This window comes from Salegentibacter mishustinae, from assembly GCF_002900095.1.
In the GTDB taxonomy this organism is placed as follows: Bacteria; Bacteroidota; Bacteroidia; order Flavobacteriales; family Flavobacteriaceae; genus Salegentibacter; species Salegentibacter mishustinae.
This window is the reverse complement of record NZ_LLKN01000002.1, coordinates 188,067-200,597: the sequence shown is the minus strand read 5'-3', so window position 1 is coordinate 200,597 and position 12,531 is coordinate 188,067. Positions and strand designations below refer to the sequence as shown.

Here is a 12,531-nt window from a genome sequence, read left to right as displayed (position 1 = left end):
ATGAAAAATTTGTTCTATAAAACGATAGTATTGTTCCTGATTGGGGGCGTTGTAATGTCTTGTGCAGATAGTGACGAGCCCAATTACCAGTACATGCCAGATATGTATAAGCCAATAGGCTATGAGACTTACGGGGAATACGATATTTTTGTAAATGGTCAGGAGGCTAAACTTCCGGTAGAGGGAACTATCCCAAGAGGATGGATGCCTTACGATTATGAAAATACACCAGAAGGTATGGCGAATGCTAAAGCCAATCTTAACAATCCACTTCCATACACAGAAGATAACCTTAATGAAGGAAAACAACTGTATACTATTTACTGTGCAGTTTGCCACGGAGATAATGGAGATGGTAAAGGCATTCTTGCTGAAAGAGAAAAGATTCTTGGTATTCCTTCTTACGATGATGCCGGGCGTGCTATTACCGAAGGAAGTGTTTATCACGTAGTTTATTACGGGTTAAATTCAATGGGTTCTTATGCTGCACAAACCAGTGAAGAAGAGCGTTGGAAAATTACCCATTATGTAATGAATCTTAAGAATGAGCTGGAAGGCGGTGAAGAAATACCTTTTGAGGAAGAAAAAGAAGCCTCTATCGCTGAAACCAATCCTGTAGAAGTAGAAAGAGCTCAGCAAAATGCTGAGGAATCTCAGGGTGAAGGTGCAGCGCAAACCCTAGATGAAGAAAACAATAATTAAGAACAAAGCATTTAGATCTATAAATATGTATACGCTATCCAGTAAATTAAAATTAACAGCAATTATTTTTATGATTGTTGGTGCTATTGGGCTCGTAATTGGGTTTCTACAAGCGCCATCAGATTTGGATGATGTTAGGGAAATGATGGCTGCGGAAGAACATCACGGTGAAACATCCCATGCAGAAGAGGAAGCTGATGCTAACTTTGCAGAAGCCGAGCACGGGGTTTTATTAGATGATGAACCTGGCAGAAATGCTGACGAGGATGAAGCTCATGCTGCTGAAGCTGGAGCGCATGACAATGAGCACCTTGAGCATAAATTACATCAATTACAAAATAAGCCCTGGGCTGCAGTTTATGTTGCTGCATTCTTTTTCTTTATGATTTCACTGGGAGTTTTAGCATTTTATGCGCTACAATATGCTTCACAAGCAGGATGGTCTCCAGTGTTGTTTAGAGTTATGGAAGCTATTTCGGCATATATTGTTCCTGGCGGGATCATTATGTTCGTATTATTGGCGCTTTCTGGTTTTCATTTAAATCACCTATTTATATGGATGGATCCAGAAGTTGTAGCTCACGATGAAATTATTCAGAATAAAACCGCTTATTTAAATGTGCCTTTCTTCTTGATAAGAGCAGCTATATTTTTAGGAGGTTGGTTTGTTTTTAGACATTTTCTGGTTAGAAATTCAAGAAAACTTGATGAAGCTACAGATCTTCATTACTTTAAAAAGAACTTTAAACTTGCGGCAGGATTTTTAGTATTCTTCCTTGTTTCAGAATCTATGATGAGCTGGGACTGGATTATGAGTTTAGATCCGCACTGGTTTAGTACTTTGTTTGGATGGTATGTATTCTCAAGTATGTTTGTTTCAGGAATTACAGTTATTGCCTTGGTAAGTATTTATCTAAAATCCAGAGGTCACTTACCTTTTGTGAATAACAGCCATATACACGATTTAGCAAAGTTTATGTTCGGAATTAGTATTTTCTGGACTTACCTTTGGTTCTCACAATTTATGCTTATCTGGTATTCTAACATTCCTGAAGAAGTAGTGTACTTTATTAGCCGTATAGAGAATTACAGTTTACCATTTTTCGGTATGGTAGTATTGAATTTTGTTTTCCCACTATTAGTTTTAATGAATAGCGATTACAAAAGAATTAATTGGTTTGTGGTGATGACGGGAGTTATTATCCTTGTTGGGCATTATTTAGATATATTTACAATGGTTATGCCTTCAACTGTGGGAGAGTCCTGGTTTATAGGAATTCCTGAGATAAGTGCAGTATTTTTCTTTGGAGGATTGTTTACTTTTGTAATCTTTAACGCGCTTACTAAAGCTCCATTGCTTGCTAAACGCAACCCGTATATTAAGGAAAGTGAACATTTCCACTATTAATAAAAGATTGTTTAAAGAAGAAATTATAAAATGACCGTATTTTTAGTAATAATTGTACTAGCCCTATTGGCCGTTACCGGTTGGCAAATGTCTAAGATTTTTCAGCTTTCTAAAGGCCCTGGTGCCGAAAGTGCTGAGATAGCTAACGATAATGATAATAGGCAACAAGCCAAGCTTATGCTTTGGTTTATGATCTTCCTTTACGTGGGGATGGCTTACAGCTTTTGGCATTGGAGTAAATTATACCTTCCCCAAGCTGCTTCAGAGCACGGGAACGAAGTAGATACATTAATGTTTATTTCTATCGGACTTATTATGGTAGTGCAGGTTATTACACAGGCATTGCTTCACTGGTTCGCATATAAGTATCAGGGGAAAAAGGGTAACAGAGCTCTTTTCTTTGCAGATAATGATAAATTAGAATTTATCTGGACAATTATTCCGGTAATTACTCTTGCAGGTTTAATTATCTATGGATTATTTACCTGGAGTGATATTATGAATATCAGCGAAGATGATGATCCAATTGTAATTGAGATCTACGCTAAGCAGTTTAGCTGGCAGGCAAGATATGCCGGCGAGGACAATACCCTTGGTGAAGCCAACGTTCGTTTTATAGAAGGTGTAAACACCGTAGGGCTTAACGTGAACGATACGTATGCAGATGATGATAAAATCACTACAGAACTTCACCTACCGGTTGGAAAGCAGGTTCTGTTTAAATTCAGATCTCAGGATGTACTTCACTCTGCTTACTTTCCCCATTTTAGAGCTCAAATGAACGTAGTACCTGGTATGGTAACTCAATTTGCCTTTACTCCAGATGTTACTACAGCAGAGATGCGGGATTCAGAATATATGGTAGATAAAGTAAAAACCATTAATGAAATAAGAAAAGAGAATAGTAAGGCCTTAATGGCTGAAGGAGAAGCTCCATTAGATTCGTACGAATTTGATTACTTCTTGCTTTGTAACAAGATTTGTGGAGATGCACACTATAATATGCAGATGAAGATTGTAGTAGAAAGCGAAGAAGAATACAACCAATGGTTAAGCGAACAAGACGAGTTTGCTACCGTTATGGAATCACAAGAATAACAGAACTAAAAAGAATATACTTTAGATATGTCAGCAATAGCAACAGCACCGGCTCACGATCACCACGAGGATCACGGACATCATCATAAACAAACTTTTATTACTAAATACATATTTAGTACAGATCATAAGATGATTGCCAAGCAATATCTTATTACAGGTATTTTAATGGGTATTGTAGGGATTATGATGTCCGTACTTTTCCGTTTACAATTAGCCTGGCCAGAAGAATCTTTTATGATCTTCGAATGGCTTTTAGGAGATAAATGGGCTCCGGAAGGTGTAATGACACCGTCAATCTACCTTGCGTTAGTTACCATACACGGTACTATAATGGTGTTCTTTGTATTAACTGCCGGCTTGAGTGGTACCTTTAGTAACCTGCTTATTCCACTTCAAATTGGAGCACGGGATATGGCATCTGGGTTTATGAATATGCTTTCTTACTGGTTATTCTTTATCTCTTGCTGTATAATGCTAAGCTCACTGTTTATAGAGTCTGGTCCTGCTTCTGCGGGTTGGACAATTTATCCACCACTTAGTGCATTGCCACAGGCTATTGGAGGTTCTGGTATGGGGATGACGCTTTGGTTAATTTCCATGGCTATCTTTATCGCTTCGTCACTTTTAGGATCACTTAACTATATTGTTACTGTACTTAACCTTAGAACTACGGGAATGTCTATGATGAGACTTCCACTTACCATATGGGCATTTTTTATTACTGCCGTTATTGGTGTGGTTTCTTTCCCGGTTCTGTTATCTGCAGCACTTTTGCTTATAATGGATAGAAGTTTTGGAACTTCTTTCTTCCTTAGTGATATTTATATACAGGGTGAAGTATTAAGTCACCAGGGTGGTTCTCCGGTTTTATTTGAGCACTTGTTCTGGTTCCTTGGGCACCCAGAAGTTTATATTGTAATTCTACCTGCAATGGGTATTGTATCTGAAGTTTTAGCTACAAATTCACGTAAACCGATCTTTGGTTACCGTGCGATGGTTGCTTCAATTCTTGCAATTGCCTTTCTTTCTACAATCGTATGGGGTCACCATATGTTCGTTTCAGGGATGAATCCTTTCTTAGGTTCTGTATTTACATTTACAACATTACTAATTGCAATTCCTTCTGCAGTAAAAGCCTTTAACTGGATCACAACGCTCTGGAAAGGTAATCTGCAAATGAACCCTGCGATGTTATTTTCCATTGGTTTTGTTTCAACATTCATTACCGGTGGTCTAACAGGAATTATCCTTGGAGATTCAACATTAGATATTAATGTTCACGATACTTATTTCGTGATTGCGCACTTCCACTTGGTAATGGGTATATCTGCGATCTACGGGCTTTTAGCCGGTGTGTATCACTGGTTCCCAAAAATGTTTGGTCGAATGATGAACAAGAACCTTGGTTATGTTCACTTCTGGATCACTGCTGTAGGAGCTTACGGGGTATTCTTCCCAATGCACTTTATAGGTCTGGCCGGTTTGCCAAGACGTTATTATACAAACACTGCATTCCCTTATTTTGATGATCTTGCGAATGTAAACGTGATTATTACAGTATTCGCACTTATTACCGCTGGTGTTCAGGTAGTTTTCCTTTATAATTTCTTTAGCTCTATTTTCTACGGAAAAAAGGCTACTCAAAACCCTTGGAATGCTACTACCTTAGAATGGACTACTCCGGTAGAACACATTCACGGAAACTGGCCTGGAGCAATCCCTTCAGTTTACCGTTGGTCTTACGATTATAGTAAGATGAACCTTGATGGAACAGATTACGTAATTCCTGGTCAGGATTTTGTTCCGCAGAACGTTCCGCTTCAGGATCACGAAGAAGAGTTAAATCATTAAGCTTGATAAATAGAATATATAAAAACCTCTCCAGAAACGGAGAGGTTTTTTGCTTTTAGACTTATTTTTAGCGATAATTAATTCGCTAAATTCTTACAGACTTGCCCCAAAGGATTTTACTTATCTTTGCTTATACACAGCTCCATAATTTTGATGTTTTATGAATGAAAATCTTGATCCTTCAGGAGAAAATTTCTCCCCAGAAGAATTTGATATCGAAAGGGCGTTACGCCCCTTAAGTTTTGATGATTTTGCCGGCCAGGATCAGGTTTTGGAGAATCTTAAGGTATTTGTTGAAGCCGCCAACCAAAGGGAAGAAGCTTTAGATCATACCCTATTTCACGGCCCTCCCGGATTAGGTAAGACTACTTTAGCCCATATCCTGGCTAATGAGTTGGGCGTTGGAATAAAAGTAACTTCAGGTCCTGTTTTGGATAAACCCGGTGATCTTGCCGGTTTACTTACCAATCTCGAAGAACGTGATATCTTATTTATAGACGAAATTCATAGGTTGAGTCCCGTTGTTGAAGAATATCTGTATTCGGCAATGGAAGATTATCGTATAGATATTATGATTGAATCTGGGCCAAATGCAAGAACAGTTCAAATCAATTTAAATCCGTTTACACTTATTGGAGCTACAACGCGCTCAGGATTGCTTACGGCGCCTATGCGGGCACGTTTTGGTATTTCCAGTCGCTTACAATATTATTCAACCGAATTGCTTTCAGACATCGTGCAGCGTAGTGCAGAGATACTTCGTGTTCCTATTTGCCTGGATGCTGCCATAGAAGTTGCGGGTAGAAGCCGCGGAACACCCAGAATTGCCAATGCTTTACTGCGTAGAGTGCGCGATTTTGCCCAAATTAAAGGGAATGGAAAAATAGATATGGAGATCGCTAAATACGGACTTAAAGCATTAAATGTAGATGCCCACGGTTTAGATGAAATGGATAATAAGATCCTGAAAACCATAATAGATAAATTTAAAGGTGGCCCGGTAGGATTAACTACCTTGTCTACCGCAGTAAGTGAAAGTGCCGAAACTATTGAAGAGGTTTACGAACCTTTTCTAATCCAACAAGGCTTTATCTATAGAACTCCAAGAGGAAGGGAAGTTACCGAGGCTGCTTACAAACATTTGGGCAGGGTTAAAGGAGATATTCAGGGCGGACTTTTTAATCAATAATTTATGGCTGAATCTGGCAAAATACCTGAAGTATCTTTACTTAAATTCCTAAAGCACTCTGCTAATATCTTAAAGAATCCTCTGCCTTTTCATCATGATAATTTTCAGAAAAAAGGAGATACATTTCGGTTAAATATTGGATTTAATAAATCGGTGATATTTTCCAGGGATGCGGGCTTGGTGGAATATGTACTTCAAAAGAATCAGAAGAATTTCGTAAAATCTGAGATCCAGACTAAAGACCTGATGAAATATGTTGGAAAAGGATTGCTTACTTCAGAGGGCGAACATTGGAAAAAACAGCGAAAGCTAATTCAGCCTGCATTCCATAAAAAACAACTAGCCAATCTGCTTGATTCCATAAAGCAGGCAATTTTATTGGAATATAAAAAGATCACCGTAAATGAAGAACTGGATATTTTTCCTATTTATAATGATCTGGCCTTTCAAACCGTGGTGAAATCTTTGTTTAGCAGTGCTGCGAATCAGGAGGAGATCAACAGGTTGCAATATATTACAGAAGAGACCCAAAAAATGCTTGTTAAGGAACTTCGGCAGCCCTATCTGGGTTGGTGGTTTAAAGCAAGTGGTAAGATTGACAGCTACCTTAAGCTAACCGCCGAAGCCCGGGGCATTCTAAGAAAGATGGTTCAGGAAAGAAGGGACTCATATGAAAGATATGATGACCTTTTAGATATGCTACTGGATGCGAAGTATGATGACGGAAATTTTATGGATGAAGAGCAGCTTATTGATGAGATCCTGATTCTTTTTACAGCTGGCCACGAGACTACTTCCAACTCACTAACCTTTACGGCTCAATTGCTGGCTCTAAATCCCGAATGGCAGGAGAAGATCTATGAAGAAATTTCCGCCCTAAAGGAAGAGGAGCTGGACTTAATGAGCTATGTGACCAAATGCCAGATTACCCAGCAGGTAATTGAAGAGTCTATGAGACTATATCCGCCGACATATTTCATAGATCGGGTTAACCTGGAAGAAGATGAATTCGAAGGAAAATATTTTGAGCCTGGATCCAATTTATTGTTCTCCATTCATGAGGTTCATCGTCATCCTGATCTATGGAAAGATCCCGATGCCTTTAAACCGGAACGCTTCGCTGAAGGCGGTAGAAAATATTCATCGCAGTATTTTCCGTTTGGCGCCGGTCCCAGGAAATGTATAGGCAATAACTTCGCTATGTTCGAGATGATCATTGCAGTTACCGAATTGGTAAGTCAATATAAAATACTGCCAGGTTTTGATGAGATCGATATTAAGCCACTTATTACGCTTAAACCAAAAAATGCTATTCTAAAATTTCAATCGAGACCCTGATTTTATATTCTGCTTATGTCATCTATTTTATTGCCGATGGGCACAATATTGCTGTGCCTTTAGGTCAATAAACAAATGTTTTTTTCCTTTTAATTATTGCTGAACATATTTAAGTTTTCTAAAAAGGCGATCCTTCTTAAGGATTTCTCAGGAGTCATTTTAAAACCTATTGAAAACCCTTATTGAATTAAAAATCAGTTAGTTGTATATTAAGTATTCACGTTTTTGAAAAAAAAAGTAATCTTAAAACTAAGTATGATGAAAGCTAAAATTTTTATTCTAATCGCCTTACTTTTTGGATTGAGCTCGGCTTACTGCCAAATTGATCTGAGTAAGGAATACGCGCAAGAAAAAGAGGAAGTGAAGGAGGCTCTTAAGGAGATTGAGCAAAGTATAAGAAATAACGAGACAGATAAATTAATTTCTATGCACGCCTACGGCCCAAAATTTACCGAATTCCAGGATGGTGGAAAAAGACAGGGGTCTAAGGAAAATGAAGAATTCGAACGAAATTTCCTTGGTAGCATTACTGAAGTTGAAAAGTGGGATTGGGAAGATCTGGAAATCCACATATATGGTGGTGACGTAGCTAATGTGACTTTTCACTCCAATTTTAAATTTGACAGGGGCGAAGAAGCTTATGATCTTAAGATGCAGGGAACTTTGCTCTTTATTAAAACCAGTGATGGCTGGAAAATAACCCATGAGCATATGGCTCCACTAGCAGAAAATACACCATAGGCAGGTATACCGTAAGTTTATGAAGCCAGGTCATAAAAGTGTTTCTACATCTATGATTTTAAAACTTTCAAATGTTTTAAAAATTGCATCTTTGTAAAACTATGAAGGATACTCTCAAGGAAGCTTACACGAATATGATAAAATCCGAAGCCGAACGCCTCGGATTTTTATCTTGTGGCATCTCGAAAGCAGAGTTCCTGGAGGAAGAAGCGCCGCGTTTAGAGGAGTTTCTCAAGAAAAACCGGCACGGCGAAATGCGCTGGATGGAGAATAACTTTGATAAACGTCTTGATCCCACAAAACTGGTAGAAGGTTCTAAAAGTGTGATTTCCCTGTTGCTGAACTATTACCCCGGAGAAACCCAGAGGGAAGATTCTTATAAAATTAGCAAATACGCCTATGGCCGGGATTATCATTTTGTAATTAAAGATAAACTGAAGCAATTATTGCAGTTTATGCAAGATGAAATTGGGGAAATTGATGGGCGTGCTTTTGTAGATTCGGCACCGGTTATGGATAAAGTCTGGGCTGCAAAAAGCGGACTCGGCTGGATTGGGAAACACTCTAATTTACTTTCCAAACAAACCGGTTCTTTCTATTTTATAGCTGAATTGATTGTAGATCTCGAATTGGAATATGATACACCGGTTACCGATCACTGCGGAAGTTGTACCGCCTGCATAGACGCCTGTCCTACTGATGCGATTGTAGATCCTTATAAGGTAGATGGCAGTAAATGTATTTCCTATTTTACCATAGAGCTTAAAGACGAATTGCCCAATTCTTATAAAAATCAGTTTGAAGACTGGATGTTTGGTTGTGACATTTGCCAGGATGTTTGTCCCTGGAATAGATTTTCAAAACCGCATAACGAGCCTTTATTTAATCCGCATCCAGAATTGCTTGAAAAAGATAAAAAAGGCTGGGAAGAACTTACCAAAGAAACTTTTAATGAGATCTTTAGAAAATCGGCTGTAAAGAGAACCAAATTCGAAGGTTTGAAGAGAAATATCCAGTTTTTAAATGACTAACCAATTGTTTCAGGCTTCAGGTTGGAGCTAAAGATTTCTGTTTTTTGCAAATAATTCAGAATAAATCAGCTTTCTGTTGTTGATTTTTCATAAAAAAATCCGCAGGAAAATATTCTTCTAATTTATTGAAATTTAAATTTTCTTTTGCCTAAAGAAAGACAATTTTGCAGCTAAGCTTGCTACCTTTGTAATTAGCAGAAAAAATAAATTATGAGTAATAATCCTAGAAAAAGAAGAGAGGCCCTGGTGTATCACGCTAAGCCAAAACCAGGAAAAATAGAGGTTAAACCAACCAAAAAATACGCTACGCAAAGGGATCTTTCCCTCGCGTATTCCCCCGGGGTAGCAGAGCCCTGTCTCGAGATAGAAAAGGATAAAGAAAATGCTTATAAATATACCACAAAGGGAAACCTTGTAGCAGTGATATCTAACGGGACCGCAGTTTTAGGTCTTGGTGATATTGGTCCTGAGGCCTCTAAACCGGTGATGGAAGGAAAAGGTCTTCTTTTCAAGATATTTGCAGATATAGATGTTTTTGATATTGAAGTTGACACCAAAGATGTAGATAAATTCATTGAAACGGTAAAAAACATCGCGCCTACCTTTGGCGGAATCAACCTGGAAGATATTAAAGCTCCTGAAGCTTTTGAAATTGAACAAAGACTAAAGGCTGAACTGGATATCCCAGTAATGCATGACGATCAGCATGGGACAGCAATTATTTCTGCTGCGGCTTTATTAAATGCTTTAGAGTTGGCTAAAAAGAAAATCTCTAAAGCCAAAATAGTGATTAGCGGTGCAGGGGCCGCTGCAGTTTCCTGTACCAAACTCTATAAAGCTTTTGGTGCAAAGGCTGAAAACATCGTGATGACAGATAGTAAGGGTGTGATTAGAAAAGACCGTCCAAACCTTTCTGGGGAGAAAGTGGAATTTGCTACTTCAAGAAAGATTGATACCCTGGAGGAGGCTATGAAAGATGCCGATGTTTTTGTGGGCCTTTCTATTGCAGATATTGTATCGCCTGAGATGCTTAAAAGTATGTCTAAGCGACCTATTGTATTCGCAATGGCAAATCCAAATCCAGAGATTGATTATCAACTGGCAATGGATACTCGTAAAGATGTGATTATGGCAACCGGTAGAAGTGACCATCCTAACCAGGTAAATAATGTACTTGGTTTTCCATTTATTTTTAGGGGAGCTTTAGATGTTAGAGCTACTAAAATTAATGAAGAAATGAAGATGGCTGCGGTAAAAGCCCTGGCCGAACTTGCTAAAGAACCCGTGCCGGAGCAAGTGAACATCGCTTATGGAGAAACCAGGCTAAATTTTGGTACAGATTATATTATTCCAAAACCTTTTGATCCTCGCTTAATAGCTAAAGTGCCTCCGGCCGTAGCTAAAGCTGCGATGGAAAGTGGTGTGGCAAGGCAGCCAATCCAGGACTGGGATAGATACGAAGAAGAACTGCTTGAAAGAATGGGCAGCGATAATAAGATTACCAGGTTGTTGCTTAACCGTGCAAAAATGAATCCTAAAACAATTGTTTTTGCTGAAGCCGATCACCTTGATGTACTTAAAGCTGCGCAGATTGTTCACGATGAAGGCGTAGCAATTCCTATTTTACTTGGTCGCCGTGGTGTGATTGAGGAATTGATGCAGGAAATAGATTTTAATGAAGATGTGCTTATCATCGATCCAAAATCTGATGAAAAAGAAGAACATAGAAAGGCTTACGCGCAGGTTTATTGGAAAACCAGGAGCCGAAGTGGAGTAACGCTTTATGATGCCGAAAAATTAATGCGTGAACGCAATTATTTCGCAGCTATGATGGTTAACGAAGGTGATGCCGATGGCTTGCTTTCTGGTTATTCCAGAGCATATCCAGCGGTGGTAAAACCAATGCTGGAACTTATTGGAATGGCTCCCGGGGTAAGTCGTGTTGCAGCTACTAATATTATGAATACTTCACGGGGTCCGCTTTTTATTAGTGATACCTCTATCAATATTGATCCGCCGGCAAAAGATCTTGCTAAAATTGCACAAATGACGGCGAGAACGGTTAAGCTGTTTGGTTTGGAACCAGTAATTGCCATGATGTCTTATGCGAACTTTGGGTCTTCTAAAGACCCTCACGCTACAAAAGTGAAAGACGCTGTTTCTTACCTGCACCGTTATCACCCCGATTTAAATGTAGACGGAGAGTTGCAGGCAGATTTTGCACTAAACCGTGAAATGCTTCAGGATAAATTTCCATTTTCAAAACTGGCAGGGAAAAAAGTTAATACTTTAATTTACCCTAACCTGGATTCAGCTAACAGTACCTACAAGCTTATAAAAGAACTTAATAATGTAGATTCTATTGGCCCGATTATGATGGGAATGCGCAGGCCGGTGCATATTCTCCAGCTTGGAGCAAGCGTAGAGGAAATTGTAAATATGACGGCAGTGACTGTTGTAGATGCTCAGGAAAAAGAAAAGAAGCAAAAGAAGTAATATTAAGCGGAAATACAGTAGTTAAGCCCGGGACAAAGGTTTCGGGCTTAATTTTTATTTACTACATTTGGCTCTTTAAGTTGAAATTTTATGATTCATCATCTCAAGGGGCAATTAATAGAGAAGAATCCTACCTACTTAGTAATCGCCTGTAATGGTGTTGGGTATATGGTCAATATTTCCCTGCACACTTTCTCCCTCATTCCAGATTCAGAAAATATAAGTGTTTATACCCATTTGCACGTAAAGGAAGATTCCCATACGCTGTACGGATTTTATCAAAAATCAGAGCGGGATATTTTTAGATTATTGATCTCGGTTTCGGGAGTGGGAACCAGTACAGCGAGAACCATGCTGTCTTCTTTAGAACCTAACCAGGTAAAAGAAGCTATTGCTAATGGCGATGTGCCTACTATACAAAGCGTTAAGGGAATTGGAGCTAAAACCGCCCAACGGGTAATTTTAGACTTAAAAGACAAGATATTAAAAGTCTATGGGGAAGACGAAGTTTTTGTTCCTCAAGACAATACAATAAAAGAAGAAGCGTTATCTGCATTAGAGACTCTGGGCTTTGCCAGAAAGCAGGCTACCAGGGTAGTAGATAAAATCATGAAAGATTCAACCAGCCCTACCGTAGAATCTATTATAAAAATGGCTCTTAAAAATCTGTAAAG

At 38.8% G+C, this 12,531-nt stretch carries 10 protein-coding genes; all 10 read left to right on the top strand.

The genetic code is table 11. The annotated features are described in order from the left end of the window. Positions 1-702 carry a c-type cytochrome gene (locus APB85_RS03795; RefSeq protein WP_057482867.1) on the top strand — a complete coding sequence of 234 codons (702 nt, stop codon included), beginning with the start codon at positions 1-3 and terminating at the stop codon, positions 700-702. A gap of 25 nt (positions 703-727) precedes the next feature. After that, complete coding sequence (locus APB85_RS03790; RefSeq protein WP_057482868.1) at positions 728-2,110, top strand: hypothetical protein; 1,383 nt, start codon at positions 728-730, stop codon at positions 2,108-2,110. Between the two features lie 30 nt (positions 2,111-2,140). After that, positions 2,141-3,208, top strand: coding sequence for a cytochrome c oxidase subunit II (locus tag APB85_RS03785; RefSeq protein ID WP_057482869.1), 1,068 nt, complete (start codon positions 2,141-2,143; stop codon positions 3,206-3,208). A 27-nt stretch (positions 3,209-3,235) separates the two neighbouring features. Beyond that, positions 3,236-5,062, top strand: coding sequence for a cytochrome c oxidase subunit I (locus APB85_RS03780; RefSeq protein WP_057482870.1), 1,827 nt, complete (start codon positions 3,236-3,238; stop codon positions 5,060-5,062). A 160-nt stretch (positions 5,063-5,222) separates the two neighbouring features. Beyond that, a complete protein-coding gene (ruvB, locus tag APB85_RS03775; RefSeq protein WP_057482871.1) occupies positions 5,223-6,251 on the top strand; it encodes a Holliday junction branch migration DNA helicase RuvB in 1,029 nt (342 codons plus the stop codon). Between the two features lie 3 nt (positions 6,252-6,254). Beyond that, complete coding sequence (locus APB85_RS03770) at positions 6,255-7,589, top strand: cytochrome P450 (RefSeq protein WP_057482872.1); 1,335 nt, start codon at positions 6,255-6,257, stop codon at positions 7,587-7,589. 255 nt (positions 7,590-7,844) lie between these two features. Next, on the top strand, positions 7,845-8,330 hold the full coding sequence (locus APB85_RS03765; RefSeq protein ID WP_057482873.1) for a nuclear transport factor 2 family protein: 486 nt from the start codon (positions 7,845-7,847) through the stop codon (positions 8,328-8,330). Between the two features lie 101 nt (positions 8,331-8,431). Then, complete coding sequence (gene queG, locus APB85_RS03760) at positions 8,432-9,361, top strand: tRNA epoxyqueuosine(34) reductase QueG (RefSeq protein ID WP_057482874.1); 930 nt, start codon at positions 8,432-8,434, stop codon at positions 9,359-9,361. A 210-nt stretch (positions 9,362-9,571) separates the two neighbouring features. Further along, positions 9,572-11,857 (top strand): NADP-dependent malic enzyme, encoded by a 2,286-nt coding sequence (locus tag APB85_RS03755; RefSeq protein WP_057482875.1) that lies wholly within the window; start codon positions 9,572-9,574, stop codon positions 11,855-11,857. A 90-nt stretch (positions 11,858-11,947) separates the two neighbouring features. Continuing rightward, positions 11,948-12,529 (top strand): Holliday junction branch migration protein RuvA, encoded by a 582-nt coding sequence (ruvA, locus tag APB85_RS03750; protein WP_057482876.1) that lies wholly within the window; start codon positions 11,948-11,950, stop codon positions 12,527-12,529. The last annotated feature ends 2 nt before the right edge of the window (positions 12,530-12,531 follow it).

Coding starts and splice junctions, on each gene's coding strand:
- APB85_RS03795 (WP_057482867.1), top strand. CDS start 1: ATGAAAAATTTGTTCTATAAAACGATAGTATTGTTCCTGATTGGGGGC.
- APB85_RS03790 (WP_057482868.1), top strand. CDS start 728: ATGTATACGCTATCCAGTAAATTAAAATTAACAGCAATTATTTTTATG.
- APB85_RS03785 (WP_057482869.1), top strand. CDS start 2,141: ATGACCGTATTTTTAGTAATAATTGTACTAGCCCTATTGGCCGTTACC.
- APB85_RS03780 (WP_057482870.1), top strand. CDS start 3,236: ATGTCAGCAATAGCAACAGCACCGGCTCACGATCACCACGAGGATCAC.
- ruvB (WP_057482871.1), top strand. CDS start 5,223: ATGAATGAAAATCTTGATCCTTCAGGAGAAAATTTCTCCCCAGAAGAA.
- APB85_RS03770 (WP_057482872.1), top strand. CDS start 6,255: ATGGCTGAATCTGGCAAAATACCTGAAGTATCTTTACTTAAATTCCTA.
- APB85_RS03765 (WP_057482873.1), top strand. CDS start 7,845: ATGATGAAAGCTAAAATTTTTATTCTAATCGCCTTACTTTTTGGATTG.
- queG (WP_057482874.1), top strand. CDS start 8,432: ATGAAGGATACTCTCAAGGAAGCTTACACGAATATGATAAAATCCGAA.
- APB85_RS03755 (WP_057482875.1), top strand. CDS start 9,572: ATGAGTAATAATCCTAGAAAAAGAAGAGAGGCCCTGGTGTATCACGCT.
- ruvA (WP_057482876.1), top strand. CDS start 11,948: ATGATTCATCATCTCAAGGGGCAATTAATAGAGAAGAATCCTACCTAC.